We start from the raw sequence: 26637 nt of genomic DNA on the forward strand, positions 1-26637 counted from the left end.
GCGGCCGCTCAGGCCTCGTCGTCGCCCTCGGGCTCGTCGCCCGCGGAGTCGATCTCCTTCTCCAGGCCGAGCTGCTCCACGAGCCACTTGTCGAACTCGATGGAGGCGCGGACCCAGCTGACGGTCGAGGAGACGAAGTGCTCCAGGCTGACGCCGGTGCCGATCAGCATCTGCGCCTCGCCGATGAGGCGGACGGAGCCGTCGTCGTGGGTGTGGGTGTAGACCTTCGGCCACAGGGTGCGGCGGTTCCAGTCGTCGATCGACTCGAGGAGCTGCGGACGCTCCTCGATCGCGTGCGGACGGTCGTAGAACGTCCGGACCGAGAACACCTGCTGCTCGTCCTCGCCGCGGAACATGAAGTACGTGCGGAACTCCTCCCACGGCGCCGCGAGGTCACCCTCGTCGTCGACGACGTACTTGAGCTCCATCTGCTCCAGCAGCTGCTTGACCAGGTCCTGGTCGGGCACGACGGGACCCGCCGGTCCACTGGCCTGCGGGTCGGGCTGGCCCCCGAAGTTCGGAATCGAGGCCGGATCGATGCTCACCGTGTTTTCCCTTCGTGCGGATACCGCCATCCTCCCCCATCACGCCCACCCCATGGCAAGCCCCGCCGCCGCGATCCGCTGCGGGCGGAACCCGTCCGCCCCCGGAGGGTGCGCAAAGGGGCGGCGGGACCCCGGAGGGTCCCGCCGCCCATGGCCTCTGAGCAGGGACGATCAGGTCGCGCGGCCCACGATCAGGCCTACGCCCGCCACGTCCACGCGGACCGTGTCGCCGTCCTTGATCTCGCCGGCCAGGATCTCCTTGGCCAGGCGGTCGCCGACGGCCGTCTGGATCAGGCGGCGCAGGGGGCGGGCGCCGTAGGCCGGGTCGTTGCCCTCGTCGGCGAGCCAGGCCAGGGCCTCCGGCGTGACGTCGAGGGTCAGGCGCCGCTCCGCCAGCCGCTTCGCGAGGCGGGCGATCTGGAGCTCGGCGATGTGGGCCAGCTCGTCCTTCGAGAGGGCGGAGAAGACCACGATGTCGTCGAGGCGGTTGAGGAACTCCGGCTTGAAGGAGGACCGGACCACCTCCAGGACCTGCTGCCGCTTCACCTCGTCCGAGGTGCCGGGGTCGGTCAGGTACTGGCTGCCCAGGTTGGACGTCAGGATCAGGATGGCGTTGCGGAAGTCCACCGTCCGGCCCTGCCCGTCCGTGAGCCGCCCGTCGTCGAGCACCTGGAGCAGCACGTCGAAGACCTCGGGGTGGGCCTTCTCGACCTCGTCCAGCAGGACCACGCTGTACGGGCGCCGGCGGACGGCCTCGGTGAGCTGGCCGCCCTCCTCGTAGCCGACGTAGCCGGGCGGCGCGCCGACCAGCCGGGCGACGCTGTGCTTCTCGCCGTACTCCGACATGTCGATGCGGACCATGGCCCGCTCGTCGTCGAAGAGGAAGTCGGCCAGGGCCTTCGCCAGCTCGGTCTTGCCGACGCCGGTGGGGCCGAGGAAGAGGAAGGAGCCGGTGGGCCGGTCCGGGTCGGCGATGCCGGCGCGGGTGCGGCGCACGGCGTCCGAGACGGCGCGTACGGCCTCGGTCTGGCCGATCAGGCGGCGGCCCAGCTCGTCCTCCATGCGGAGCAGCTTCTGGGTCTCGCCCTCCAGCAGGCGGCCGGCCGGGATGCCGGTCCAGGAGCCGACCACGTCCGCGATGTCGTCCGGGCCGACCTCCTCCTTGACCATCGTGTCCCTGGAGGCCTCCTGCTCGGCCTCGGTGGCCTCGGCGAGCTCCCGCTCCAGGGCGGGGATCTCGCCGTACAGCAGCTTGGAGGCGGCGTCGAAGTCGCCGTCGCGCTGGGCGCGCTCCGCCTGGCCGCGCAGGTCGTCGAGGCGCTCCTTGAGCTCGCCGACGCGGTTGAGGGACTGCTTCTCCTTCTCCCAGCGGGCGGTCAGGCCGCGCAGCTCCTCCTCCTTGTCGGCGAGGTCCTTGCGCAGCCGGTCCAGCCGCTCGCGGGAAGCGGGGTCGGACTCGTTCTTCAGCGCCAGCTCCTCCATGCGGAGGCGGTCCACGGACCGCTGGAGCTCGTCGATCTCCAGCGGGGAGGAGTCGATCTCCATGCGGAGGCGGGAGGCGGCCTCGTCGACCAGGTCGATGGCCTTGTCGGGGAGGAAGCGGGAGGTGATGTAGCGGTCGGACAGGGTGGCGGCGGCGACCAGGGCGCTGTCGTTGATGACGACCTTGTGGTGGGCCTCGTACCGGCCCTTGAGGCCGCGCAGGATGGCGATGGTGTCCTCGACGCTGGGCTCGGCGACCAGCACCTGCTGGAAGCGCCGCTCCAGGGCGGGGTCCTTCTCGATCCGCTCGCGGTACTCGTCGAGGGTGGTGGCGCCGACCATGCGGAGCTCGCCGCGGGCCAGCATGGGCTTGAGCATGTTGCCGGCGTCCATGGCGGAGTCGCCGCCCGCGCCCGCGCCGACGACGGTGTGCAGCTCGTCGATGAAGGTGATGATCTGCCCGTCGCTGTCCTTGATCTCGGCCAGGACGGTCTTCAGGCGCTCCTCGAACTCGCCGCGGTACTTGGCGCCCGCGACCATGGCGCCGAGGTCGAGGGAGACCAGGCGCTTGTTCTTCAGCGACTCGGGCACGTCGCCCTTCACGATGCGCTGGGCGAGGCCCTCGACGACGGCGGTCTTGCCGACGCCGGGCTCGCCGATGAGCACCGGGTTGTTCTTGGTGCGCCGGGACAGGACCTGCACCACGCGCCGGATCTCGTGGTCCCGGCCGATGACCGGGTCGAGCTTGCCCTCGCGGGCGGCGGCGGTGAAGTCGGTGCCGAACTTCTCCAGGGCCTTGTACTGGCCCTCGGGGTCGGGGGTGGTCACCCGACGTCCTCCTCGTACGGATTCGAAGGCGGCCAGCAGCTTCTTCGCCGTCGCGCCCTCGCGGGTGAGCACCTCGCCGGCCGCGCCGCCCTTGGCGGCCGTGGCGATCAGCAGGTGCTCGGTGGACAGGTAGTCGTCGCCGAGGTCCTTGGCCTGCTTGTCGGCCTCGGCGAGTACGGCGAGCAGGTCGCGGCTGGCCTGCGGGGGCGCGACGGTGGAGCCGGTGACGCTGGGCAGGCCGGCCAGCACCTTGTCGGCGCCGGCGCGCACGGCGGCCTGGTCGGCCTCGACGGCGGCGAGCAGGTCGGTGATGTTCTCGTTGTCGGTCCCCGAGAGCAGGGCCAGGAGCAGGTGCGCGGGGGTGAGGTCGGGGTGGCCGTCCTTCACCGCCCTGGTGGTGGCGGCGTTGAGGGCTTCCCGGCTCTTGTTGGTCAGCTCGGCGTCCACGTACGGCTTCTCCTCTCCGGGACGATCGGCGGGTCCGACCGGAGGTCCCGGCTGCGGCGCCGGGGACCCACATCGGTCTGACTTCATCAACGGATACAAAGTTGAGTCTGTTCCGCTCAACCAATGAAGTTGAGTCTAGCCGACTCAAGCCAGGGCTCAAGCCCTACGCTGCGGTCATGTCCCTGGATCCACTGAACCCGACGCCCGAGTACCTCGCCTTCTGGCGGGAGCGCCACATCTGCACCCTGACGACGTCGCGGCCGGACGGCACGCCGCACGTGGTCCCGGTGGGCGTGACGTACGACCCGGAGGCCGGCCTGGCGCGGGTGATCAGCAACAAGAACAGCAAGAAGGTCCGCAACGTGCTGGCGGCGCAGCCGGGCGGCGCCCGGGTCGCGGTCTGCCAGATGGAAGGACGCCGCTGGGCGACCCTGGAGGGGCGCGCGGTGATCCGTACGGACGAGGAGGCGGTGGCGGACGCGGTGAACCGCTACGCGGAGCGGTACGGGCGCATGCCGTCGCCCAACCCGGACCGGGTGGTCATGGAGATCACCCTGGACCGCGCGATGGGCCGGGCCTGAGGGACGGCACGACGGGTCCGGACGGCCGTACGGCGGACCTGCGCGCCGCCACGACGGACCTGCGCGGCCGTACGGCGGACCTGCGCGGCCGTACGGCGGGCCTGCGCGGCCGCACGGCGGGCCCGCACGCCCGCCCGGTGGGTTTCGGCACCGGAAGGACCAGTACGCGCCACATGCCCCGTTCTTTGGCCGGTCCGCGGTATGGACGCGGACAGCACAACGGCGCCATCGTGTTCAGGTCCACGATGGCGCCGTTGTGTGGGGGAAGCGCCTAAAGCGATCTGCAACGACGGGGGAATCGCTTCAGGCACTGCGGGGGGTGGCGGTGGTGAAATCGGGCTCGAAGAGCTGGTGGTCACGCTGATCGAGGTTGACGAAGACCATGCCGTAGCGGACTTCGCACCGCACGGGCTGGGGCGCGCCCCGCGGCCTGCGCAGGCAGCGGTACGCCCGCACGTCCTCGTCCTCCTCGCGCACCACGACGATGGGCTGGCCGAACAACGTGACCATCAGTGAGTCGCCGGCGTGGGGGATCGCCGTGACGAGATCGATGAACTGCCAGCCGGAGCGGTACGCGGAAGCCATTTCCCGGCGGAAAGAACGGTCGTCAGGAGTCATCACGCCACCGCCTCGGGGAGCGAGTTCCACCCGGTGTCCGCCTTGGTACCCGTCGGCGCGGTGGTCCAGCCGGTGTCGTCGGCAGCGCCGGCCACCACGGCACCCGTCCCCCCGGACCCGACACCGCCGCCCAGAGCCCCGTAGGCCACAACCGTGGAGAAAACAACGGCAAGCGCCGAGCGAAGCATTCTCTTATACATGGTCGGCTTCGTCCTCACTTGATGGAATCCTCTCCCCCGCGTGTCAGACGATGGCTCATTCAGGCACGTCCGTGCCACAAGGACGATGCATCATGTTCTTGCATGTTCAGGACCCTGGGGGGTGGAGATTTGCCCAGCATCACCACAAAGCCGACACATCCCCACTCGGTCACGGCCCTGTGCGACGACGGCGTGCGGTTGTACGCCACCGCGCTCAGCACCGGACGCATCGCCCGCGCAGAAGTTGAAAGCGCTCCTTGCCTGCTGGAATTCGCGCTGCTCCATCCGGATCCGGATGACGCGAACTCCCTGCGGCCGGTTCCCCCGTCCGTCGCACTCGCGCAGCGTCTCCACCCGATCGAACGCGAGATCCAGGACCGGCGTCGGCTGTCCGTAGAACTCACCGACACTTTCGAGCCGTTCCTCGCCATCAGCGCGCAGACGCCCTCCAACACCCACGCCATCACCGTGCTGGAGGGTTTCGACCGCATCAACGCGGCGCTCAACATCGCCACCGCCGAGTGCCACACGGAGGTCCTGACGGTACAGCCCGGCGGCCCCCGTCCGTCGCTCGCGCTGACCCAGGCGCTGGAGCGGGACGCGCCGCTGATCAACCGCGGGGTCAGCATCCGCACGCTCTACCAGCACACCGTCCGCCACAGCCAGGGAACCCTCGCCTACGTGGACCGCATCTCCTCGGGGAAGGTGGAGATCCGCACGCTGGAGGAGCTCATCGAGCGGCTCATCATCTTCGACCGGACGGTGGCCTTCATCCCCGCGAGCGACGACCGCCGGGTGGCCCTGGAGCTGCGCCACCCGGGCCTCGTCGAGTACCTCATCAAGGTCTTCGAACAGCTGTGGCGGCGCGCCGTGCCGCTGCGCGAGGAGGTCACCTACACCCCGATGCCGGACGGCATCACGGGCGTCCAGCGCTCCATCGCCCAACTCCTCGTCGAGGGGCACGTGGACGAGGCGATCGCCCGCCGGCTGGGGATGAACGTGCGCACATGCCGGGCGCACATTGCCAAGCTGGCCAGCCATCTCGGCAGTGGGAGCCGGGCGCAACTCGGTTACCTGATAGCCCAGTCGGGCATCCTCGACGCGCCGGAGAACTGAACGGCCCCCGCCCGCAGGGGCAGGGGCCGATCTTGGCCTGAAATCGCCTACTCGGACGGGCGCTTGGGGCGCCAGACCACCAGCGCACTCGTGTGCTGGACGTCCTGGTACGGGACCAGGTCGCGCCGGTACGACGCGTGCACCTGCGCCTCGCGCTGCTGCATGGCCGCTGCGGCGCCGTCCAGCGCCGAGGAGAGCTCGGCGACGCGCTGCTGGAGCGCGGCCACCTGGTTCTCCAGTTCGATGATGCGCTTGATGCCCGCGAGGTTGATGCCCTCGTCCTGCGACAGCTGCTGCACCGTGCGGAGCAGCTCGATGTCGCGGGCGGAGTAGCGGCGGCCCCGCCCGGCCGTGCGGTCCGGGGAGACCAGGCCCAGGCGGTCGTACTGGCGCAGGGTCTGCGGGTGGAGGCCGGAGAGCTGTGCGGCCACCGAGATCACGTACACCGGCGATTCGTCGGTGAGTTCGTACGGGTTGCGTCGTCGGCCGTCGCCGTTCATGGCGTCACGCTCCCTTCGCGGCCTGGAACAGTTCTTCCCTGGGGTCCTCGTCCGCCGTGGCGTCGCGGTACGACTCCAGGGCCTCGCGCGCCTTGTCCGACAGCCGCGTCGGTACGGCGACCTCGACGGTGACCAGCAGGTCCCCACGGGTGCCGTCCTTGCGCACCGCGCCCTTGCCGCGCGCCCGCATCGTACGCCCATTCGGTGTGCCCGCCGGGAGCTTCAGCGTGACCGGCGGCCCGCCGAGGGTCGGCACCTTCACCTCGCCGCCGAGCGCGGCCTCCACGTAGGAGACCGGCACGGTGACGGTGAGGTTGTCGCCCTTGCGGCCGAAGACCGGGTGGGAGTCCACGTGGACCACCACGTACAGGTCGCCGGAGGGACCGCCGCGCTCGCCCGGCGCGCCCTTGCCGCGCAGCCGGATCCGCTGGCCGTCGGAGACGCCCGCCGGGATGCGGACCTGCATGGTGCGCGAGGAACGCGCCCGGCCGCTGCCCTTGCAGACCTCACAGGGGGTCTCGGCGATCAGGCCGCGCCCCTTGCAGTCGACGCAGGGGTCGGTGAGGGAGAAGCCGCCACCGCCGCCGCGCGAGACCTGACCGGTGCCGACACAGGTCGGGCACACCCGGGGCGTGCCGTTCTTGTCGCCGGTGCCGGAACAGGCCTTGCAGGGCGCCTGGGACGACATCCGGAGCGGGACGGTCGCGCCGTCCACCGCCTCCGTGAAGCTGAGGGTGACCTCGGACTCGATGTCCTGGCCGCGCCGGGGCTGCGTACGCGTGCCCGCACCCGCACCCCGGCCGCCGAACAGGCCGCCGAAGACGTCCCCGAGGCCGCCGCCGAAGCCACCGGCCCCGCCTCCGGCCTGGGCGCCCCCGAAGAGGTCGCCCAGGTCGAAGTTGAAGGAACCGCCGGCCCCGGGACCGGGGCGGAAGCCGCCGTTGCCGAAGAGCGCGCGGGCCTCGTCGTACTCCTTGCGCTTCTTGGGGTCGGCGAGGACGTCGTTCGCCTCGGAGATCTCCTTGAAGCGCTCCTCGGCCTCCGCGTTGCCCTTGTTGGCGTCCGGGTGGAACTCGCGGGCGAGCTTCCGGTACGCCTTCTTGATCTCGGCCTCGGTGGCGTCCTTGGGGACGCCGAGAACCTTGTAGTAGTCCTTCTCCACGAAGTCCTTCGTGCTCATCGACGTCCCTCCTCCCGCGTGCGGGTGCTGCCTACTTCTTACTCACTGTCCTGCTCGGAGTCTTCCGACTCCTCCGCCTTGGCCTGCGCCCCGGGCTGGGGCTCGGCCACCGCGACGCGCGCGGGGCGGATCGTACGCTCGCCGATCCGGTACCCGGGCTGCAGGATCGCCACGCAGGTCGTCTCGGTGACGTCCGGCGCGTACGAGTGCATCAGGGCCTCGTGGATCGTCGGGTCGAAGGGCTCGCCCTCCTTGCCGAACTGCTGGAGGCCCATCTTGGCGACGACCGTCTCCAGGGATTCGGCCACCGACTTGAAACCGCCCACCAGCTCGCCGTGTTCCCGGGCGCGGCCGATGTCGTCGAGCGTGGGGAGGAGCTCGTTCAGGAGGCTCGCGACGGCGATCTCCTTGACCGTGATCCGGTCCCGCTCCACGCGGCGGCGGTAGTTCTGGTACTCGGCCTGGAGCCGCTGGAGGTCCGCGGTGCGCTCGCCGAGCGCCGTACGGGTCTGGTCCAGCTGGGCCACCAGGGCCACGTCCGTTGCGTCCCCGGCCGGGGCCGCCGCCTCCTTGGCGGAGTCGGCGGCCTTCGGCTCGTCGGGCGTGCCGTCGGCGGGGACTTCGGGCTTCTCGTCGAAGCCCGGGGTCTCCTCCGACATCAGACCTGGCCGCCCTTCGGCTTGTCCTCGTCGATGATCTCGGCGTCGACGACGTCGTCGTCGGCGGCCTGGGCACCGGCGTCACCGGCAGCGCCGCCGGCGGCACCCTGCGAGGCCTGGGCGTCGGCGTAGATCGCCTGGCCGAGCTTCTGGCTGACCGCGGCGACCTTCTCGGTCGCGGTGCGGATCTCGGCCGTGTCCTCGCCCTTGAGCTTCTCCTTCAGCTCGGCGAGGGCGCCCTCGACCTCGGTCTTGACGTCGCCCGGGACCTTGTCCTCGTTGTCCTTGAGGAACTTCTCGGTCTGGTAGACGAGCTGCTCGCCCTGGTTGCGGGTCTCGGCGGCCTCGCGGCGGCGGTGGTCCTCCTCCGCGTACTGCTCGGCCTCCTGGCGCATGCGGTCGACCTCGTCCTTGGCGAGCGAAGAGCCGCCGGTGACGGTCATCTTCTGCTCCTTGCCCGTGCCCAGGTCCTTCGCGGTCACGTGCATGATGCCGTTCGCGTCGATGTCGAAGGAGACCTCGATCTGCGGGACGCCACGCGGGGCCGGCGGCAGGCCGGTCAGCTCGAACATGCCGAGCTTCTTGTTGTACGCCGCGATCTCGCGCTCGCCCTGGTAGACCTGGATCTGCACCGACGGCTGGTTGTCCTCGGCCGTCGTGAAGATCTCGGACCGCTTGGTCGGGATCGTGGTGTTGCGCTCGATGAGCTTGGTCATGATGCCGCCCTTGGTCTCGATGCCGAGGGACAGCGGGGTCACGTCGAGGAGCAGGACGTCCTTGACCTCACCCTTGAGGACACCGGCCTGGAGGGTGGCGCCGATGGCGACGACCTCGTCCGGGTTGACGCCCTTGTTGGCCTCCTTGCCGCCGGTCAGCTCCTTGACGAGCTCGGCGACGGCCGGCATGCGGGTGGAGCCGCCGACGAGGACGACGTGGTCGATCTCGGACAGGTTGATGCCCGCGTCCTTGATGACGTTGTGGAACGGCGTCTTGCAGCGCTCCAGGAGGTCCGCGGTCAGCTGCTGGAACTGGGCGCGGGTCAGCTTCTCGTCGAGGTGCAGGGGGCCCTCGGCGGAGGCCGTGATGTACGGCAGGTTGATGGTCGTCTCGGTGGAGGACGACAGCTCGATCTTCGCCTTCTCGGCGGCCTCGCGCAGACGCTGCAGCGCCATCTTGTCCTTGGACAGGTCGACGCCGTGGCCGTTGGCGAACTGCTTCACCAGGTAGTCGACGACGCGCTGGTCCCAGTCGTCACCACCGAGGTGGTTGTCACCGTTGGTGGCCTTCACCTCGACGACGCCGTCGCCGATCTCCAGGAGGGACACGTCGAAGGTGCCGCCACCGAGGTCGAAGACGAGAATGGTCTGGTCGTCCTTGTCGAGGCCGTACGCCAGGGCGGCCGCGGTGGGCTCGTTGACGATGCGGAGGACGTTCAGGCCCGCGATCTCGCCGGCCTCCTTGGTGGCCTGGCGCTCGGAGTCGTTGAAGTACGCCGGCACGGTGATGACCGCGTCGGTGACCTTCTCACCCAGGTAGGCCTCGGCGTCGCGCTTCAGCTTCTGCAGGATGAAGGCGCTCATCTGCTGCGGGTTGAAGTCCTTGCCGTCCAGGTTGATCTTCCAGTCGGTGCCCATGTGGCGCTTCACCGAGCGGATGGTGCGGTCCACGTTCGTGACCGCCTGGCGCTTGGCCACCTCGCCTACGAGGACCTCGCCGTTCTTGGCGAAGGCGACGACGGACGGCGTGGTCCTGGCACCCTCGGCGTTGGTGATGACGGTGGGCTCGCCGCCTTCGAGAACGCTGACGACGGAGTTAGTGGTGCCCAGGTCGATGCCGACCGCACGTGCCATTTTTGATTCCTCCATGACTTGAGTGGAACAGGCTCAAGGATGCCGCAACGCCGCGCGCGCGTCAACAGACCTGAGCCCATGCGGCTCAACTCTTACGCGGCCCTTACACTCACCCCGGCCTGGCGGACGACCAGGATCCGGGCCCGCCGCCCCGCCCCGGAGCGGAAAGTCGGGCCGAGCGGGGCGGAGCCCGGCCCGGCGGCAGTACGGGGGAGCGTCGGCGGCCGTGCGGGGGACTCCGCACGCGCGGCGGACAGGACCCTCGGGGCGGAACCGGCAGGGTGCCCCTATGCCCGCGCTCCCGCTGCCCCCGCTTCCGGCGTCACTCCCGCGCCCCCGGCCGGGCACGGCCAAGCGCGGCACGGACCTGTTCGGCGCCGCCCTCGCGCTGGCCCTCGCGGCACTGCCCCTGCTCGCCGTCGCCGCCGCGCTCGCCCTGACCACGCGCCGCTCCCCCCTCGTACGGGAAGAAGTCACGGGACGGGGCGGCACCAGGTACCACCGCCACCTGTTCCGCGGGGCCCCCTGGGTCACCCGGTACGCCCTCGACGGCCTGCCCCAGCTGTTCGACGTGCTGCGCGGCGAGATGTCCCTGGTCGGGCCGCGCCCGCTGCCGCCCGGGGACGGGATCCCGCGCGAGCGGGCCCTCGTACGCCCCGGCATGACCGGCCTCTGGCAGGTCAGCGCCCGCTCCGACCTCCCCTGGGAGGAGATGGCCCTGCTCGACCTGCACTACGTCGAACACCACTGGCTCGGCATGGACCTCGCGATCCTCGCGCAGACCCCCCGGGCGGCCCTCCGCGCCCGCCGCCCCGCGGCCGCCGCGCCCCGCGCCGAAGTGAGGGCGGCCTGAGCGACACAGATCACCGCCTGCACGACTACAGTGCGGCGGTGGGGGGCGGTAATCTCAGCTTGACTGAATAAGTTACCGCTTAGTAAGTGCCCGCCCGAGGAGCCCCCAATGCAACTCGCCGCGATCATCGTGTCGCTGGTCCTGACCGTGGTCGGCGTCGCGCTGCTCGCCCGAGCCGTGGCGTCCATCTACCGGTTCGTCAAGATCGGCCAGCCCGTCCCGGCGGGCAGCCGCACGGACCGGCCGAAGGAACGGACGATCACCCTGGTCCGGGAGTTCCTGGGCCACACGCGCATGAACCGGTGGGGCATCGTCGGCTTCGCGCACTGGTTCGTCGCGATCGGCTTCCTGACGCTGCCGCCCACGCTGGTCCAGGCGTACGGGCAGCTCTTCCAGGCGGACTGGCTGCTGCCGATCGTCGGCGACTTCCTGCCGTTCGAGCTCTACACCGAGTTCATCGGCCTGATGACGGTCGTCGGCATCGTCGTCCTCATGGTGATCCGGCTGCTGTCACTGCCCTCCCGGGCCGGCCGCAAGTCCCGCTTCGCGGGCTCCAAGGCCTGGCAGGCGTACTTCGTCGAGTACGTGATCCTCACCATCGGCCTCGCGATCCTCACCCTGCGCGGCCTTGAGGGCGCCATCCACGGCGTCGAGCACTACGAGGCCGCGTACTTCGCCTCGTACCCGCTGGTCGAGGCCTTCAACGGGCTCGAGCTGAGCACGATCCAGAACCTCATCTACGCCGTCGCCATGGTGAAGATCAGCGTCTCGCTGATCTGGATGATCGTGGTCTCGCTCAACACCAACATGGGCGTGGCCTGGCACCGCTTCCTCGGCTTCCCGAACATCTGGTTCAAGCGCAACGCCGACGGCGCGACCGCACTCGGCGCGCTGCAGCCGATGACCTCGGGCGGCAAGGAGATCGACTTCGAGGACCCGGGCGAGGACGACGTCTTCGGCGTCTCCCAGGTCGAGCAGTTCTCCTGGAAGGGCATCCTCGACTTCTCCACCTGCACCGAGTGCGGCCGCTGCCAGTCGCAGTGCCCCGCGTGGAACACCGGCAAGCCGCTCTCGCCGAAGCTCCTGATCATGTCGCTGCGCGACCACGCGCACGCCAAGGCCCCGTACCTGCTGGCCGGCGGCGGCAAGACCATGGAGGGCGAGGAGAAGGCCACCGAGGAGCAGCTGAAGGACGTCCCGGCCGCCGCCCTGGCCGAGGCCGAGCGCCCGCTGATCGGCACCGCCGAGGAGAACGGCGTCATCGACCCGGACGTGCTGTGGTCCTGCACCACCTGCGGTGCGTGCGTGGAGCAGTGCCCGGTCGACATCGAGCACATCGACCACATCGTCGACATGCGCCGCTACCAGGTGATGATCGAGTCCGCCTTCCCGTCGGAGGCCGGCACGATGCTGAAGAACCTGGAGAAGAAGGGCAACCCCTGGGGTCTGGCCAAGAAGCAGCGCGTCGAGTGGACCAAGGAGGTCGACTTCGAGGTCCCGATCGTCGGCAAGGACGTCGAGGACCTGTCCGAGGTCGACTACCTCTACTGGGTCGGCTGCGCCGGCGCCCTGGAGGACCGGGCCAAGAAGACCACCAAGGCCTTCGCCGAGCTGCTGCACATCGCGGGCGTCAAGTTCGCGATCATGGGCGGCGAGGAGAAGTGCACCGGTGACTCGCCGCGCCGCCTGGGCAACGAGCCGCTGTTCCAGCAGCTGGGCCAGGAGAACGTCGCGATGCTGAACATGGCGTTCGGCGAGGACGACGAGGACGAGTCGACGAAGAAGCCGAAGTCGGCGAAGAAGATCGTCTCCACCTGCCCGCACTGCTTCAACACCATCGCGAACGAGTACCCGCAGCTCGGCGGCGACTACGAGGTCATCCACCACACGCAGCTGCTCCAGCACCTCATCGACGAGGGCAGGCTGATCCCGGTCACGCCGGTCGACGGTCTGATCACGTACCACGACCCGTGCTACCTGGGCCGTCACAACAAGGTCTACACGCCGCCGCGCGAGATCATGTCCGCCGTCCCGGGCCTGCGCCAGCAGGAGATGCACCGCCACAAGGAGCGCGGCTTCTGCTGCGGCGCCGGTGGTGCGCGCATGTGGATGGAGGAGCGGATCGGCAAGCGCATCAACACCGAGCGCGTGGACGAGGCGCTGTCCCTCAACCCGGACATCGTCTCCACCGCCTGCCCGTTCTGCCTCGTCATGCTGACCGACTCGGTCAACGGCAAGAAGAACGACGGCCAGGCCAAGGAGTCGCTCCAGGTCGTGGACGTGGCGCAGCTCCTGCTGGACTCGGTGAAGACCCCGGTCGAGCCGGAGTCGGACGGCGAGGGCGTCTCCGAGCCGGAGCCGGAGCCGGCGAAGTAACCGCGTAGCCACCGCACCGCTCCACCGCACAACCGCTTCACCGCACAACCGCACAGCCGAAGGCGAACGGCCGGTCTGCCCCCCGTGGCAAGACCGGCCGTTCGCGTGTGCGGGGGCTGGGATCAGCCCTGGTGGCGGCCGCGGCGCAGGAGGGCGAAGCCCAGGCCCGCGGCACCCGCGGCGGCCATGCCGCCGCCGGCGGCGACCAGGACCGGGGTGTCGGAGCCCTTGCCCTCGACGCCCTCGGCGCCGGCCTTCACGCCGCCCTTGGGCAGCACCTGGTGGGCCGTGGCCTCCTTGACCTGGCGGGTGTCCCCGGCGTCCTTGGCCGAGGTGGCGACGGCGGCCTTGCGGCCGGTCCTGCGGTCGGCCTTGTACTGCTCGACGAGCTTGCCGTGGAAGTCGTAGACCCAGCTGTCGCCGCCGTTGCGGCAGTCGACGACCACGAACTTGGCGCGCTTGCCGTCCTTGACGATCTTGTAGGTCCAGCCGTCGTTGACGGTGCTGGGGTGCTTCAGGTCGAGGGTGCCAAGGTGGTTGCCGTTCGGCATGGAGATCTCGACGCGGGGGCCGTTCTTGCCGCCCTTGATCAGCTTGGCGATGCGGCCGTCGGGCATCTTGACCGTGGCGACGGAGACGGCCGGGACGGTCTTCTTCCCGCGCTGCTCGTGCTTGTCGTGCTTCTTGTGCTGCGGCTTCTGCTGCTTCTTGCCGCCCTCGACCCACGAGGTCACCGTGCCGTTGGGCTGGAGCACCACGTGCAGGCCGTTGTTCTGGCCGTAGGACGGCCGGCCGTCCTTGGAGACGAGGGTGTCGATCGTGACGCCGTTGGCGGAGATCACGGCCTCGAAGTGGTTCGGGCCGATCTTGTAGACCTTGGCGACCGAGCCGTCGGCCAGGCGGACCGTGGTGACGAACTGGCGGACCTTGTTCCCGTCCTTGCCCCTGTCCTTCTCCTTGTCCTTGCCGGGGAGGACCTCGGGCTTCACCTCGGGCTTCACCTCGGGCTGGATCTCCGGCGTGACGTCGGGCTTGCCGGGAAGGACCTCGGGCCGGATCTCCGGCTTCACGTCCGGCGTGGCCTCGTCCGTGCCCGGCAGGACCTCCGGCGTGGTCTCGCCGGCAGTCTGGCCCGCCTCCGTCTGGTTGGCCGCGGGCGCCGGGGAGGCGGCGAAGGCGGCGTGGGCCGGGAGGGCCAGGGCGGCGACTGCCCCGGTGGCGACGGCGGCGGTGCGGACGGTGCGACGGATGGCGCGCATGACGGTTCCTCGTGACTTCGTTGGGTGCGTGACCTGCGGTTCTTCGTTTTCCAGGCCCCTTGCGGTGGCGACAGATACGAAGTTACGCACCATTTGTCTGGACCATCCGTAGGGAATGTAACGGCCGACCGCAGAGTCCCCCACGACCCCGTAAATGCCCCCGATCCCCACAAAACGGACCTGAGGCAGACCCCCCAGGGTCCCCCTAGGGGATGTCACAGCTCAGCCGCAAAGGCCCCCGGTTCCGGCCGCCCGCCCACCCTCTCCGCGACGACCAGGTACTTTCGATCACGTGGCTGGATTCAGGATCGGACGCGGCCGGGACAACCGCACCCCCCAACAACCCCCGCGGCAGCAGCCGTACGGACAGCAGCAGGTGCCGCCGTACGGGCAGCAGCCCTACCCCCCGCAGCAGCAGTACCCCTCTCAGGGGCCGCCGCAGCACTGGCCCCAGCAGGGCGGCGGCACTGCGGGCGGCCAGGGCGAGCCGGAGTACTTCGACCCGTACCACCAGGCCCCCCAGGGCGGCGGCCACGCCCCCCAGGGCGGCCCGCAGTACGGCGCCGGACACGGTGACCCCTACTCCGCGGACAACCCCGGTCACACCCGGGCGTTCTCGATCGGCGAGGAGCCGTACGGCGGCGGCGCGACCTACCAGGCCGGCCAGGCGGCGCCCCCCGCGGGCCCCCGGCTGCCCTGGAAGCAGCTCCTGAGCGGCATCGTCCTGCGCCCGGGGCCGACCTTCCTCCGGATGCGGGACTACGCCGTCTGGGGCCCGGCGCTGGCCGTGACGTTCCTGTACGGGCTGCTCGCGGTCTTCGGGCTGGACGACACGCGCGAGGACGCGATCAACTCCACCCTCTCGAAGGCCGTCCCGATCGTGCTGTCGGCCGGCGTGGCCTTCGTGGTCTGCGGCCTGATCCTCGGCGCCGTCACCCACACGCTGGCCCGCCAGCTGGGCGGCGACGGCTCCTGGCAGCCCACCGTGGGCCTGTCGATGCTGGTCATGTCCATCACGGACGCCCCGCGGCTGGTCTTCGCGATGTTCCTGGGCGGCGAGCACGCCCTGGTGCAGGTGCTGGGCTGGGCCACCTGGGTGGCCGCCGGCGCGCTCTTCACGTCGCTGATCAGCAAGGCGCACGACCTGCCGTGGCCGAAGGCCCTCGGGGCCTCGGCGATCCAGCTGGTCGCCCTGCTGTCGATCATCAAGCTGGGCACGCTCTAGCCGGGGCCCTTCCCCACGAGCCACACGAAAGGGCCCCCGCCGGATTCCGGCGGGGGCCCTTCGTGCGTCCGGGGGCGGGACTCAGGCGTCCAGCACCTGGCCCTCGCGCTTCACCACGGGCGGCTCGACGCTCCACGGGAACTCGATCCAGTCGTCCGTGCGCTTCCACACGTACTCGCACTTCACCAGCGAGTGGGACTTCTCGTAGATCACGGCGGACCGGACCTCGGCGACGTTGCCGACGCAGAAGTCGTGCACCAGCTTCAGGGTCTTGCCGGTGTCGGCCACGTCGTCCGCGATCAGCACCTTCTTGTCGGAGAAGTCGATCGCGTCGGGCACGGGCGCCAGCATGACGGGCATTTCGAGGGTGGTCCCCACGCCGGTGTAGAACTCCACGTTCACGAGGTGGATGTTCTTGCAGTCCAGGGCGTACGCCAGACCGCCGGCCACGAAGACGCCACCCCGGGCGATGGACAGGATGATGTCCGGCTCGTAGCCGTCGTCGGCGATGGTCTGCGCGAGCTCGCGCACGGCATTGCCGAAGCCCTCGTACGTCAGGGACTCTCGTACTGCGCTCATACCGGCCTTCACTTCCTGACTTCGGTGCGGTGGAAGTTCACGAAGGACCGCGAGGCCGTCGGGCCGCGCTGGCCCTGGTAGCGCGACCCGTACCGCTCGCTTCCGTACGGGAACTCCGCGGGCGAGCTGAGCCGGAACATGCACAGCTGCCCGATCTTCATTCCCGGCCAGAGCTTGATCGGGAGCGTGGCCAGGTTCGACAGCTCCAGGGTCACGTGACCCGAGAAGCCCGGGTCGATGAACCCGGCCGTCGAATGCGTGACCAGCCCCAGCCTGCCCAGGCTGGACTTCCCCTCCAGTCTGGAGGCGATGTCGTCCGGCAGCGAGATGACCTCGTACGTCGAGGCGAGGACGAACTCGCCCGGGTGGAGGATGAAGGCCTCGTCCCCCTCGGGCTCGACCAGCCGGGTCAGATCGCTCTGCTCCTCGGCGGGGTCGATGTGGGGGTAACGGTGGTTCTCGAACACTCGGAAGAACCGGTCGAGACGCACGTCGATGCTGGAGGGCTGCACCATCGATTCGTCGAACGGGTCGATGCGCACCCGTCCGCTGTCGATCTCGGCCCGGATGTCCTTGTCTGAGAGAAGCACGTCCCGAGGATACGCAAGGCGCGCGGCCCCGCCCCAATCAGGACAGCCCGCGCGCCTCTCACTGTCAGCCGCTACCGCTTCACCGGCACCGCGTGCCGGAGCCGTGCGCAGCGCGGGCAGCGGATGAGCCGCCCGGGCCCGATCCGTCCGGCTCCGAGCTGCTGCATCGGGAACGAGGCGGTGCTGAATACGTGCCCTTCGGCACAACGGACGACGGTGTGCTCCATCGAGTCCCTTTCCCCAACGAGCCGACTGCGACGAATCGCCACATTAGGGGATGAACCACTGCGCGCTCCACGCGCCGCTCCGCCCGCCCACGGTACGCCTCAACTCCCGCCCCGCGCACGCGTATCCCTGACCGGAAACAACACGAGGGCCCCGCGGCTTCTCCGCCGGGGGCCTGGGATGGGGTACAGTATGCGACGATGCATCACACACAACCGATGCACCATGCGGATGTAGTTTAATGGTAGAACATGAGCTTCCCAAGCTTATAGCGCGGGTTCGATTCCCGTCATCCGCTCTTCCACGAAGGCCCAGGTCACAGACCTGGGCCTTCGTCGTTGTCTAGACCGGATCAGGAGCCCCGCACTACTCGCGCACCACCTCACCCTTGCGCAACCTGCAACGTGCCCTTATCCGGGGACTGGCGGGCGCGGACCGTTGGGTCTTCCGTGGTGGCGGCCCTGAGGGCGATCCGCGCTTCGAAATGACCAGGCGCGCGGCGGTTTAGCACTGGGAGCAGCGGCTCATACGACCCATATTCGTCCGTCGTCCCAACAGAGTCTGTAGGGCAAACCCCACATTGCTGCTATCCCGGCGAATCCTCGAACCGCCGGGCAGCGGACCCAGGGACTCCACCGAAACCAGGACACCCACTAGCAGCAGGGGGCAAGATTTCAGGTACACGGAGCTCGACCGCAGGAGCAGGATCACTTTGAACGCGTCAACCCTTCAGCAGGCCCGACGACTGGTCGCCCTGCTGGCCTCGGAAGACCCTGGCATGACTGCGGCAGAGTTACTCGAGCGCATTGATGAGATCGCCGAGGGCATCAGCTCAGCCACGGAGCGGTCGACGTGTCGGAACTGCAGGCAGCCCATCGAGCGGGGGCCCAGCGAGGACAGTTGGGTGCACTGCAACCGGGCCCGCAATCGCGGTTGCCGAGCAGCTTCGTTCGACTACGAAGCCGAGTCTGCATGGGACGGCTCCTTGGCCAAGTCCTGGAAGGCCCAGCCCCTCGCCTGACCGACACTCCGGCGTCACCGACAGCCGGCCCTCACAGACCGCACGAGGAGCCGAACACCCACATCGTCACAGCCGCGACCCGGAGGGGCTCCTCCACTGCTACGCAGCGGAATGCTAGATATGGACCTGACTGCCATCCGGCTGATCGCCGCTGCCGCCACCCCAGAACTACACAGCCTGACAACGGCGTTCTCGCGACCAGCTCGCGCATCCAAGGCCGAGCAGCCACGTACTCGTAGGGCGTCCCACTCGACCCTGAGGTCGACATCCACAGAGAGCAACATCGCACGCCTCCTAGCAAGAACCGACCTGACATAGGTCATTCTTCGCGGCTCGAAGATCGAAGTCAGCGCCATGTATCAGGCTTTTTGGGATCTTGGATTGAGGCGCACGCCGGCCGCGGAGCAGCGAAGCGCGCCGCGAAGAGATGACGGGCAGCCGTACGACCCCGATCCCGGAGCGACCATCCCGACCCAGCGCCGCTGACGCGGCTGATGCCGGGACGATGAGCCTGGCCGCGAAATCCATGAGGCTCTGGGGACCTACGCGTTGCATCCCACGCGGGCTGGAGTGCATTACGCATGGTCCCCGTTGGCGTAATGGGCGTGCCATAACGTGCCAGTAGCACCGGTCAACAAGGGTCATCAGGGGACCCAGCGACGTGCCGCGAACAGGTCCCCTCTGGGGTGTTTTCGCAGTTCAGACACTACATCCGGGCTCAAGTGCCGGGTGATTCCCAAGCTTATAGCGCGGGTTCGATTCCCGTCATCCGCTCCACGACAAAGCCCCAGGTCAGCGACCTGGGGCTTGTTTTCTTCTAAGCCTGTCTCAGGGTGCCGTCATCGAGGGCGTCCCGCAGGACGTGGGCGATCTCCTCGGGCCTGAGGTCGATGCCGTCGAGGCCCTCGACGGTCAGCGGGATCTCCTCCAACGCGTACTCGCCGCGGCCCTCGGCGCTGAACTCGGGGCCGGTGCGGTCCTCGAAGGACCAGGCCGCGATGCGGGCGAGGTAGAAGAGCTGACGCTCGTCGTCGGACTCCATCGTGTGGAGGAGGCGGATGATGTCGGCCTTCCCCGCGATCTCCTCGTGGATCTCCCTGTGGAGGGCAGCCTCCCGGGACTCGTCTCCGGGCTCGACGCCGCCGCCAGGCAGCACCCAGTACTCGGGAATGTCGGGCTTGGTGCGGCGGATGACCAGCATCGTGTCGTCAGCAGTGACGAGGACGGCGCGGACTCGTTCCTTCATTTCGGTCTGTCTCCTTGCTCGTTGACGTCTCAGTGCAGCAGCCGGCCGCCGTCGACGTGGACGGATTGCCCGGTGATGAACAACACGGAGGGACCCACGAGGAACGCGACCAGCGCCGCGGCGTCCTCGGGCCGTCCACGGCGAGGGACGCACCGGCGCTTGATCTGGTCCTCCGGGAGGGCGGGCACGGCGAGGAGCCGCGCCTCTTCGGCCTATACGCGGACGCGCTGCGCGGCGCCACCACGGCGTAGGTCAGCACGGCCAGGGCCGCGAAGGCGCCGATCACCAGCGCCATCGGCAGCGCGGAGGCCGCCCCGCCCAGCCCCACCAGCGGGGCGGCCACCCCGCCGAGGGCGTACTGGCACAGGCCCAGCAGCGCCGAGGCGGTGCCGGCGTTGCGCGGTCGCCCGTCCAGGGCCAGGGCGGCGGTGTTGGGGCCCAGCAGCCCGATGCTGGAGACCACCAGCAGCAGGGCGGGCAGCACGGCGGCCGGCCCGAGCCCGGCGAGCGCGGCGGCCAGCAGCAGCGCGGCCCCCGCGGCGCACATCGCGACCCCGTACCCGACCAGCCTCCGCACCGGAGCGCGGCGCAGCAGGCGGGCGTTGAGCCGGCCCATCGCCACGATGCCGAGCGCGTTGGCGCCGAAGACCAGGCTGAACTGCTGCGCGCTGAGCCCGTAGACCTGCTGGAGCACGAAGGGCGAGCCGGCGATGTACGCCATCAGGGCGCCGAAGCCGAAGGCTCCGGTGAACGTCACGCCGAGGAACCGGCGTTCGCGCAGCAGCGCCCCGAACCCGCGTACGGTGCGGTCCAGTCCGCCGACGGCCCGCGCCCCGGGCGGCAGCGTCTCGCCGAGCACGAGCGCCGCGGCGGCGAGGATGCCCGTCCCGATCAGGGAGAGGGCGACGAACACCCCGCGCCAGTCGGTGAGCCGCAGGATCTGGCCGCCGACCAGCGGGGCCAGGATCGGCGCCGCGCCGTTCACCACCATGAGCAGGGAGAAGACCCGGGCGGCGGCGGTGCCGGAGTAGAGGTCGGAGACCACGGCCCGGGAGATCACGATGCCGAAGCCGCCCGCGAGGCCCTGCACGAACCGGAGGCCGGTGAGGGCCCCGACGGAGGGGGCGAAGGCGCACAGGAGCGAGGCGAGGGCGTAGCCGGCCAGGCCCCACAGGAGCGGGCGGCGGCGGCCGAACGCGTCCGCCAGCGGGCCGCCGGCGAGCTGGCCCAGGGCCAGGCCCAGCAGGCAGGCGGTCAGGGTGAGCTGGGCGTCGGAGGCGGCGGCGCCGAACTCCCCGGCGAGCTGGGGCAGGCCGGGGAGGTACATGTCCAGGCTGAGCGGCCCGAAGGCGGACAGTGCCCCGAGCACGAGCACCATCCGTACGCCCGGCCGCTCGGCAGGGGGCCGGACGGCCACGGCGGCTTCGGCGCGGGAGCCGGCGCCCGAGCCGGCGCCGGAGCCCGAGCCCGATCCGGGTGCCGAGCCCGAGCCCGAGTTGAAGCCGGGGCTGGTTCCGGAGCCGGAGCCGCCTTCGGAGCCGGTTCCGGCACTCGGGAGACCGGTCGAGCGGGGGCGTATGACACTCATGCCCGTAAATATACCTGCGTACGCAGGTAGTTTTTCAAGGGTGCCACCGGTGCCGGTCTCCGGACGTGGCGTCCGGATGGCGGAGGATGGGCGCATGGGAGAGACCACCGCCCCCGGCGCGGAGATCGACCGGCTCGCCGAGACCGACGGCGTGCGGCTGCTGGGCCACCTGAGCCGCGTCGTCCACCTGCTGCACAACCGCACCCGGCCCGTCATGGCCGCCGCGTCCGGTCTCGAGGGGCCGGAGTTCGAGCTGCTCCTGCGGCTGTGGCAGCAGCCGGGTCACACCGCCCAGGCGGCACCGCTGGGCGAGGCGATCGGACTCACCTCCAGCGGTACGACCCGCCTGGTGGCCCGCGCCCTGGCGAAGGGCCTGGTCAGCCGCGAACCCGACCCCTGCGACGGCCGGGCCTTCCTCCTCCGGCACACACCTCTCGGCCGGGAGAAGCTGCACGCCGCGCTGGACGCGCACGCGGCCCAGCTGCGGGAACTCCTCGGCCGCCGCCTCCCGCCGGACCTGACCGCCCGGCTCATCGAGGACCTGGCCGCCTTCGACGCGGCGCTCTGACGAACCGGACCGAGCTCCGCACGACCACTCCGGCGGCCCGGCCCGGCCCTCGCACGACCACTCCGGCGGCCCGGCCCGGCCCCCGCGCGATCACTCCGGCGGCTCCGGCGCCTCCTCCAGCCCCCGCGTCGCCGGCCCCTGGAGCAGCGTGCCGTCGGCCGCGAAGCGGGAGCCGTGGCACGGGCACTCCCAGGTCCGCTCGGCGGTGTTGAAGCCCAGCTCGCAGCCCATGTGGGGGCACCGTACGTGCGACCGCCCGGCCACGTAGTGCCGGGCCACGGAAGCCTGGGAGCGCAGCACCGACGGCACGTCCCGGAAGGGCAGCCGCCGCCGCGGGTCCAGCAGCTCCGTCCACGCCGGCCGCGGCGCCCCGGTGACGTGCGCGGCCAGCAGCGGCCCCGCCGCCACCCCGTTGGTCAGCCCCCAGCCCCCGAAGCCGGTGGCCACGAACACGTGCTGGGTGTCGGGGTGCTCGTGGCCCACGAGCGGCAGCCCGTCCACCGAGTGCACGTCCTGCGCCGCCCAGCGGTACCAGGGCTCGGCGATCCCGAAGCGGGCCGCCCACTCCCCCAGCCGGGCCAGCCGCGCGTCCGTGTCCGGGGCGCCGGGCTCGAAGGCCTCGCCCGTGACCACCAACAGCCTGCGCCCCCCTTCGTACGGGGCGGTCCGCACCGACCGGACGCCGTCCTCGGGCGTGAGGTACATGCCCCGCGGCGCACTCTCCGCGTCCACCGGCGCGGCCAGCACCAGTTCCCGCCGCACGCTCAGCCGGGCCAGCAGGGCCGTGTGCGCGGTGACCGGGAAGCCGGTGGCGACCACCACGTCCCCGGCCGATACGGTGCTCCCGTTCTCCAGGCGCAGCAGGCAGTGCGTCCGCTCGTGCACCTCCACCACCCTGCTGTGCTCGTAGATCCGCATGCCCCGGGCACTGAGGGCGGCGGCCAGGCCGAGCAGGAAGCGCCGCGGGTGGAACTGGTACTGGTCCGGCACCCGTACCGCCCCCGCCACCTCGAAGGGCAGCTCGGTCTCCGTCACGAACGCGGCGTCGAGACCGGCCTCGCGGGCCGCCTCGGCCTCCGCCTCCAGCTCGGCGACGCCACCGGGGTCGGTGGTGTAGGTGTAGGCCGGGGCGCGCTCCAGTTCGGCGTCGATCTCCAGCTCGGCGCAGAGGGCGGCCACCCGCTCCATGGCGTCCTGCTGGGCCGCCGCGTACAGCCCGGCGGCGTCCGCCCCGTGCTCCTTGCGCACCCGGCCGTACGTGAGGCCGTGCAGCGCGGTCAGCTTCCCCGTCGTGTGGCCGGAGACGCCGCGCACGATGCGGTCCCCCTCCAGTACGACGACCTCGGCCCCCGCCGCGGCCAGCTCCCAGGCGGTGCAGAGGCCCGCGATGCCCCCGCCGATGACGGCGACGTCCGCCGTGCGGTCGTGGTCCAGGGCGGGATGGCCGGTGCGCGGGGTGCTCGACACCCAGTACGACGGCCCCATGTCGCTGCTCATGACCAGCACGTACCCGTACCCCCGCCGTAGAATCCGATATGCACCTGTAGTGGGTGGATTGCCACGGAAAAGCACCGAGACGGGGCACCCGAGGACCGGGCAACACGGGGACGCGGGTCCGGGACCAGCCGGGGAGCCGGGACGAGACCAGCCGGGGAGCCTGGATGTCGGTCCCAGAGAGCGGGCTGGCGGCCGCGGTCGCCGAGCTGACGGCGGAACTCGCCGCCATGCGGTCCGACCGCGCCCGGCGCAGGCTCGTCGACCTCGCGACCGGGGTGCTGGTCAGCCAGCTGCGCATCCCTCCGGCGGAGGCCGGGGACCACCTGACCCGGCTGGCCGCGTCCACCGGCCTCGGCGTGCCCGACATGGCCGCCGACATCGTCAACGGCGCGGCCGGGGCGCCCTCGGCCGCCCCCGGGGTGCCGGCCACGTCCACCGGACCGCCGCCCGCGGAGGCCCGCCGGATGCGCCGCGGTGTCGCGGCGGTCCTCTCGAACGACACGGCCGCCGACGCGGCAGCCTCGCTGCTGGAGGGCAGCCTGCGCGCCCTCGGCGTCCGGGCCGTCTTCCTGTGGCGCCGCACCGGGACCGACTGCCTGGAACTGGCCGGCCAGGCCGGCGCCGGCCCGCAGGAGGCGGAGCACTGGCACTGGGTCCCGCCCGAGGGCGAGGGTCCCCTGCACCGCGCGCTGCGGTCGGTCGCCCCCGTCTGGCTGCCGGCCGGCACCCCGCCGGAGCGGGGCGAGCGCCTGCCGGGCCCCGCCCCGGAGGCCGCCCGGGCCCTCGTGCCCCTGGTGCGCGACGGGGCGGTGACCGGGCTGGCGCTGGCCGTCTGGCCGGGGCCGGCCGAGCTGACCGAGGAGATACGGCGCACCGTGCCCGCCCTGTGCGCGCCGACGGCGTACGTCCTGGACGCGGAGGCACCGGTGTCGGCCGTGCCGCCGCTGGTCACCGCCCTGCTGGACGTGCTGGACCGGCCGGGGGCGGTGCTGGGGGCGGACGGTGCGGTCGCGCACCTCAACCCGGCCGCCCTCCGGGCGCTGGGGGGCGCGAGCCGCGTCGGGCGGCCGGCCGCCCAGGTCTTCCCGCACACCCACGCCGAACTGCTGGCGCTGGCCGGACGGGCCGCCGCCACGACCGCTCCCCAGGTGGCCGACCGGCTGCCCGCGGACGGCGAGCGGCGGCCGCTGATGCGCGACGTACGGGTGGTGCCGCTGGGGCAGGGCCGGGCGGTGGCGCTGTGGCGGACCTCGGAGGACCGGGGTCCGCTGCTGACGCGGGCCCTCGGACGGCTGGAGAGACTGGCCTCCTTCGAGGACGACCTCGCCGGCGGCGGCTCCCGGTGGAGCGAGCACGCGTACGCCGTCTTCGGGCTGCGGCCCGGCGACCCGCCCGTACCGCTGCGGTCCCTGGCTCCCCTGCTGCACCCGGAGGACGTGCCGGAGCTGCAGGAACTGCTGACCACCCTGGCCGAGAGCCACGAGGGCGGGCAGGCGCTGGTCCGGGTGGTGCGCGGCGACGGCGGGGTGCGCCACGTGCGCATCGCGGCCGAGCCGGTGCTCGGCGGCGGGGCGGCCACGGGCGTGGTGGGCGTCTTCCAGGACGTGTCCGCCCAGCACCACACCGAGGTGGCGCTCAACGCGACCTTCGACCAGCTGAGCGCCGTCCAGCGGGACGCGGTGCTGCGCAACCGCCTGGTGCTGCGGCTCCAGCACGCGATCGTCCCCGAGGCGCCGACGCTGGAGACCGTGCCGGGACTCCAGGTCGCGGCCCGCTACCGGCCGGCCGTGGAGGAGGACCGGGTGGGCGGGGACTGGTACGACGTCCAGACGCTGCCCGGCGGGAAGGCCCTGGTCACCGTCGGGGACATCGCCGGGCACGGCATCGCGTCCGCCACGTCGATGATCGCCCTGCGGGGCGCGCTGCGCGGGCTGGCGTTCGCGGAACGGGCCCCCGGAAGGCTGATGGCCTGGCTGAACGAGGTCACCCTGCACACTTCGAGCCAGCCCACCGCCACCGCGCTGGCGGCGCTCTTCGACCGGGCGGACCACTCGCTGCGCTGGACGAGCGCGGGTCACCCGCCGCCGCTGCTGCTGCGGAACGGCCGGGCGCGCTTCCTGACCGGGCCGCACAACGTGCTGCTGGGCGCCCTGCCGGGGGCCGCGTACGAGGAGGCCACGGTTCAGCTGCGGCCCGGGGACACCCTGCTGCTCTACACGGACGGCTTCGTCGAGCGCCGGCACACGGGTCTGGACGAGAGCCTGGAGGCCTTCCGGCGGGCGGCGGAGCTGCTGGGCCCGGGCCCGCCGGACGAGCAGGCCGACCGCCTGATGACCGGGGTCATCGGCGACACGGACGACGACACGAGCCTGGTCGTGGTGCGGGTCGCGTGACCGGCCGCCGGCGGAGCGCCACCGCGCCGGCCGAGAGTCATGCGACCGGGCCGGCCGGCGGGGCCGGCCCGGGGCGGGACGGGGTGCGTCAGGCGGTGATCCAGTCGCTGGTCGCGATGACCGGGGTGACGCCGTCGCGGTGGATGGTGCCCTCGATCAGGCCGTACATCCGGTCGGCGGCGTAGTAGACCTCGTTGTCGTTCTTGAGGCCGAAGGGCTCCAGGTCCACCAGGAAGTGGTGCTTGTTGGGCAGGTTGAGGCGGACCTCGTTGACCCGCGGGCAGTTGTCGAGCACGCGCTCGGCCATCTGGTTCAGGGTCTGCTGGAGCGAGTACGAGTACGTCTCCGCGAAGGCCTCCAGCATGTGCTTGCGGACCTTCTTGTACGACCGGTCCCAGTCGTGACCGGCGTCCTCGGCGGCCAGGTTGGAGTGCGCCCAGCGGGCGGTGACCTTGGTGGCCAGGATGCGGTCGTACGCCTCCTGGAGGGTCGTGTACCTGTCCTTGATGTAGCCGTGGAACTCGGAGTCGGTCGAGTTCATCACGGTCAGGTCCTTCAGGCCGGAGATGACCTGGAGGCCCGTGGTCTCGCTGTAGGTGATCTGCGCGGTGCGCACCTCCTGGCCCTTGAGGACGAAGGAGTGCTGCTCCTTGCGGGTCGGCACGGGGATCCGGTCCCAGGCGAACTCCTCGATCCGGATCTGCGCCTCGCGGATCGGGGACTGGGAGGAGACGAAGTGCTTGGCGAGCAGGATGCCGAAGGCCTCCGGGGACTCCACGCCGTGCTCCTTGGCGAAGGCGTACACGGTGTTCTTCGTGGTGTCCGTCGGCAGGCAGTTGGTGTTGTCGCCGGTCAGGTGCACGTCGCGGAACTCGCCGCGGAGCGCCACCGAGACGTTGAGGTCGCGGATCTCGTGCCAGGAACCGTCGCTGCCCTTGCGGGTGACCTTGACGATGCGGTTCTCGGCCTTGCCGTACTGGTTCTGGGCCAGGACGTGCTTGCTCATGCTCTGGTGTCCTTCGGGTACGCGGAGTCCATCGGATCCCGTACGCCCGGCGTCCGGCGTCCGCCCCGGAGCCCTTTTCCCCGGACGGTCACCCCCCGCCGTTCGGTCCCGGGGGACCGCCCCGGGACTGACGTGCATCCCGGTCCGTAGGTGGTTCATCGGATTGCAACACGCTTGCTGGGGGTTCGTCCCCGCGCGGATCGTC

General features: G+C 71.0%; 21 protein-coding genes, 1 tRNA gene and 1 pseudogene. 8 read left to right on the top strand and 15 right to left on the bottom strand.

The genetic code is table 11. The annotated features are described in order from the left end of the window. Positions 1-8: 8 nt before the first annotated feature. Together ACIQUQ_RS10215 and clpB are read right to left on the bottom strand one after the other, a co-directional pair. Positions 9-545, bottom strand: coding sequence for a YbjN domain-containing protein (locus tag ACIQUQ_RS10215; protein ID WP_403973460.1), 537 nt, complete (start codon positions 543-545; stop codon positions 9-11). 171 nt (positions 546-716) lie between these two features. Then, positions 717-3302: an ATP-dependent chaperone ClpB gene (gene clpB, locus ACIQUQ_RS10220; protein ID WP_403973463.1), complete on the bottom strand. Its 2586-nt coding sequence runs from the start codon at positions 3300-3302 to the stop codon at positions 717-719. 176 nt (positions 3303-3478) lie between these two features. Between clpB and ACIQUQ_RS10225 the strand changes: the two genes are divergently transcribed. After that, positions 3479-3883, top strand: coding sequence for a pyridoxamine 5'-phosphate oxidase family protein (locus tag ACIQUQ_RS10225; RefSeq protein WP_403973466.1), 405 nt, complete (start codon positions 3479-3481; stop codon positions 3881-3883). A gap of 303 nt (positions 3884-4186) precedes the next feature. Here ACIQUQ_RS10225 and ACIQUQ_RS10230 read toward each other — a convergent pair whose 3' ends face one another. Then, the gene (locus ACIQUQ_RS10230) at positions 4187-4501 is read right to left on the bottom strand and encodes a (2Fe-2S)-binding protein (RefSeq protein ID WP_403664555.1); all 315 of its coding nucleotides are present in this window, start codon (positions 4499-4501) and stop codon (positions 4187-4189) included. A 302-nt stretch (positions 4502-4803) separates the two neighbouring features. Here ACIQUQ_RS10230 and ACIQUQ_RS10235 point away from each other — a divergent pair, with 302 nt between their 5' ends. Beyond that, positions 4804-5817, top strand: a complete 1014-nt coding sequence (locus ACIQUQ_RS10235) for a helix-turn-helix transcriptional regulator (protein ID WP_403973468.1) — start codon at positions 4804-4806, stop codon at positions 5815-5817. 47 nt (positions 5818-5864) lie between these two features. Here the strand turns inward: ACIQUQ_RS10235 and ACIQUQ_RS10240 are convergent, their stop codons facing one another. Genes ACIQUQ_RS10240 through dnaK form a run of 4 tightly spaced genes read right to left on the bottom strand, consistent with a single transcriptional unit; the run spans position 5865 to position 10006 of the window. After that, positions 5865-6317, bottom strand: coding sequence for a heat shock protein transcriptional repressor HspR (locus ACIQUQ_RS10240; RefSeq protein ID WP_399943553.1), 453 nt, complete (start codon positions 6315-6317; stop codon positions 5865-5867). Between the two features lie 4 nt (positions 6318-6321). Beyond that, complete coding sequence (gene dnaJ, locus ACIQUQ_RS10245; protein WP_403973472.1) at positions 6322-7497, bottom strand: molecular chaperone DnaJ; 1176 nt, start codon at positions 7495-7497, stop codon at positions 6322-6324. A 38-nt stretch (positions 7498-7535) separates the two neighbouring features. Further along, complete coding sequence (gene grpE / locus ACIQUQ_RS10250) at positions 7536-8156, bottom strand: nucleotide exchange factor GrpE (protein WP_399943558.1); 621 nt, start codon at positions 8154-8156, stop codon at positions 7536-7538. After that, positions 8156-10006, bottom strand: coding sequence for a molecular chaperone DnaK (gene dnaK, locus ACIQUQ_RS10255; protein ID WP_403973476.1), 1851 nt, complete (start codon positions 10004-10006; stop codon positions 8156-8158). Before dnaK ends, grpE begins: the two co-directional genes overlap by 1 nt. A 289-nt stretch (positions 10007-10295) precedes the next feature. Between dnaK and ACIQUQ_RS10260 the strand changes: the two genes are divergently transcribed. Together ACIQUQ_RS10260 and ACIQUQ_RS10265 are read left to right on the top strand one after the other, a co-directional pair. Then, a complete protein-coding gene (locus ACIQUQ_RS10260) occupies positions 10296-10859 on the top strand; it encodes a sugar transferase (RefSeq protein WP_403973478.1) in 564 nt (187 codons plus the stop codon). Between the two features lie 108 nt (positions 10860-10967). After that, positions 10968-13235: a (Fe-S)-binding protein gene (locus ACIQUQ_RS10265; RefSeq protein WP_403973480.1), complete on the top strand. Its 2268-nt coding sequence runs from the start codon at positions 10968-10970 to the stop codon at positions 13233-13235. A gap of 122 nt (positions 13236-13357) precedes the next feature. Here ACIQUQ_RS10265 and ACIQUQ_RS10270 read toward each other — a convergent pair whose 3' ends face one another. Then, positions 13358-14494, bottom strand: a complete 1137-nt coding sequence (locus ACIQUQ_RS10270) for a hypothetical protein (protein WP_403973482.1) — start codon at positions 14492-14494, stop codon at positions 13358-13360. A gap of 292 nt (positions 14495-14786) precedes the next feature. Between ACIQUQ_RS10270 and ACIQUQ_RS10275 the strand changes: the two genes are divergently transcribed. Further along, the gene (locus tag ACIQUQ_RS10275; RefSeq protein WP_403973484.1) at positions 14787-15719 is read left to right on the top strand and encodes a Yip1 family protein; all 933 of its coding nucleotides are present in this window, start codon (positions 14787-14789) and stop codon (positions 15717-15719) included. Positions 15720-15800: 81 nt separating this feature from the next. Here the strand turns inward: ACIQUQ_RS10275 and ACIQUQ_RS10280 are convergent, their stop codons facing one another. Together ACIQUQ_RS10280 and dcd are read right to left on the bottom strand one after the other, a co-directional pair. After that, positions 15801-16298, bottom strand: a complete 498-nt coding sequence (locus ACIQUQ_RS10280) for a phosphoribosyltransferase (protein WP_399943572.1) — start codon at positions 16296-16298, stop codon at positions 15801-15803. 8 nt (positions 16299-16306) lie between these two features. Continuing rightward, positions 16307-16888: a dCTP deaminase gene (gene dcd / locus ACIQUQ_RS10285; protein WP_399943575.1), complete on the bottom strand. Its 582-nt coding sequence runs from the start codon at positions 16886-16888 to the stop codon at positions 16307-16309. A gap of 452 nt (positions 16889-17340) precedes the next feature. Here dcd and ACIQUQ_RS10290 point away from each other — a divergent pair. Next, positions 17341-17411 (top strand) — tRNA-Gly (locus tag ACIQUQ_RS10290). 1540 nt (positions 17412-18951) lie between these two features. On the opposite strand, the gene ACIQUQ_RS10295 is transcribed toward ACIQUQ_RS10290, so the two are convergent. The 3 genes and pseudogenes from ACIQUQ_RS10295 to ACIQUQ_RS10305 form a co-directional block, all read right to left on the bottom strand. After that, complete coding sequence (locus tag ACIQUQ_RS10295) at positions 18952-19380, bottom strand: NUDIX domain-containing protein (protein WP_403973486.1); 429 nt, start codon at positions 19378-19380, stop codon at positions 18952-18954. Between the two features lie 29 nt (positions 19381-19409). Then, positions 19410-19568: an SDR family oxidoreductase gene (locus ACIQUQ_RS10300; protein ID WP_403973853.1), complete on the bottom strand. Its 159-nt coding sequence runs from the start codon at positions 19566-19568 to the stop codon at positions 19410-19412. A gap of 65 nt (positions 19569-19633) precedes the next feature. Then, a pseudogene (locus tag ACIQUQ_RS10305) lies at positions 19634-21064 on the bottom strand (multidrug effflux MFS transporter); the annotation flags it as partial. On the opposite strand from ACIQUQ_RS10305, the gene ACIQUQ_RS10310 reads away from it, so the two are divergent. Next, positions 21063-21536, top strand: coding sequence for a MarR family winged helix-turn-helix transcriptional regulator (locus tag ACIQUQ_RS10310; RefSeq protein WP_403973488.1), 474 nt, complete (start codon positions 21063-21065; stop codon positions 21534-21536). The pseudogene ACIQUQ_RS10305 and the gene ACIQUQ_RS10310 overlap by 2 nt on opposite strands. Before the next feature lie 90 nt (positions 21537-21626). Here ACIQUQ_RS10310 and ACIQUQ_RS10315 read toward each other — a convergent pair whose 3' ends face one another. Further along, the gene (locus ACIQUQ_RS10315) at positions 21627-23033 is read right to left on the bottom strand and encodes an FAD-dependent oxidoreductase (RefSeq protein ID WP_403973491.1); all 1407 of its coding nucleotides are present in this window, start codon (positions 23031-23033) and stop codon (positions 21627-21629) included. Positions 23034-23197: 164 nt separating this feature from the next. Here ACIQUQ_RS10315 and ACIQUQ_RS10320 point away from each other — a divergent pair, with 164 nt between their 5' ends. Continuing rightward, positions 23198-25426 (top strand): SpoIIE family protein phosphatase, encoded by a 2229-nt coding sequence (locus ACIQUQ_RS10320; protein WP_403973493.1) that lies wholly within the window; start codon positions 23198-23200, stop codon positions 25424-25426. Positions 25427-25514: 88 nt separating this feature from the next. Here the strand turns inward: ACIQUQ_RS10320 and pucL are convergent, their stop codons facing one another. Then, the gene (gene pucL, locus ACIQUQ_RS10325; RefSeq protein WP_403973495.1) at positions 25515-26432 is read right to left on the bottom strand and encodes a factor-independent urate hydroxylase; all 918 of its coding nucleotides are present in this window, start codon (positions 26430-26432) and stop codon (positions 25515-25517) included. Between the last annotated feature and the right edge of the window lie 205 nt (positions 26433-26637).

Source organism: Streptomyces sp. NPDC101118, assembly GCF_044759445.1.
Classification (GTDB): domain Bacteria; phylum Actinomycetota; class Actinomycetes; order Streptomycetales; family Streptomycetaceae; genus Streptomyces.

Excerpts from the sequence above, each read along its gene's own strand:
- ACIQUQ_RS10225 (WP_403973466.1), top strand. The coding sequence starts at position 3,479 with ATGTCCCTGGATCCACTGAACCCGACGCCCGAGTACCTCGCCTTCTGG.
- ACIQUQ_RS10230 (WP_403664555.1), bottom strand. The coding sequence starts at position 4,501 with ATGACTCCTGACGACCGTTCTTTCCGCCGGGAAATGGCTTCCGCGTAC.
- ACIQUQ_RS10235 (WP_403973468.1), top strand. The coding sequence starts at position 4,804 with ATGTTCAGGACCCTGGGGGGTGGAGATTTGCCCAGCATCACCACAAAG.
- ACIQUQ_RS10240 (WP_399943553.1), bottom strand. The coding sequence starts at position 6,317 with ATGAACGGCGACGGCCGACGACGCAACCCGTACGAACTCACCGACGAA.
- dnaJ (WP_403973472.1), bottom strand. The coding sequence starts at position 7,497 with ATGAGCACGAAGGACTTCGTGGAGAAGGACTACTACAAGGTTCTCGGC.
- grpE (WP_399943558.1), bottom strand. The coding sequence starts at position 8,156 with ATGTCGGAGGAGACCCCGGGCTTCGACGAGAAGCCCGAAGTCCCCGCC.
- dnaK (WP_403973476.1), bottom strand. The coding sequence starts at position 10,006 with ATGGCACGTGCGGTCGGCATCGACCTGGGCACCACTAACTCCGTCGTC.
- ACIQUQ_RS10260 (WP_403973478.1), top strand. The coding sequence starts at position 10,296 with ATGCCCGCGCTCCCGCTGCCCCCGCTTCCGGCGTCACTCCCGCGCCCC.
- ACIQUQ_RS10265 (WP_403973480.1), top strand. The coding sequence starts at position 10,968 with ATGCAACTCGCCGCGATCATCGTGTCGCTGGTCCTGACCGTGGTCGGC.
- ACIQUQ_RS10270 (WP_403973482.1), bottom strand. The coding sequence starts at position 14,494 with ATGCGCGCCATCCGTCGCACCGTCCGCACCGCCGCCGTCGCCACCGGG.
- ACIQUQ_RS10280 (WP_399943572.1), bottom strand. The coding sequence starts at position 16,298 with ATGAGCGCAGTACGAGAGTCCCTGACGTACGAGGGCTTCGGCAATGCC.
- ACIQUQ_RS10295 (WP_403973486.1), bottom strand. The coding sequence starts at position 19,380 with ATGAAGGAACGAGTCCGCGCCGTCCTCGTCACTGCTGACGACACGATG.
- ACIQUQ_RS10310 (WP_403973488.1), top strand. The coding sequence starts at position 21,063 with ATGGGAGAGACCACCGCCCCCGGCGCGGAGATCGACCGGCTCGCCGAG.
- ACIQUQ_RS10315 (WP_403973491.1), bottom strand. The coding sequence starts at position 23,033 with ATGAGCAGCGACATGGGGCCGTCGTACTGGGTGTCGAGCACCCCGCGC.
- ACIQUQ_RS10320 (WP_403973493.1), top strand. The coding sequence starts at position 23,198 with ATGTCGGTCCCAGAGAGCGGGCTGGCGGCCGCGGTCGCCGAGCTGACG.
- pucL (WP_403973495.1), bottom strand. The coding sequence starts at position 26,432 with ATGAGCAAGCACGTCCTGGCCCAGAACCAGTACGGCAAGGCCGAGAAC.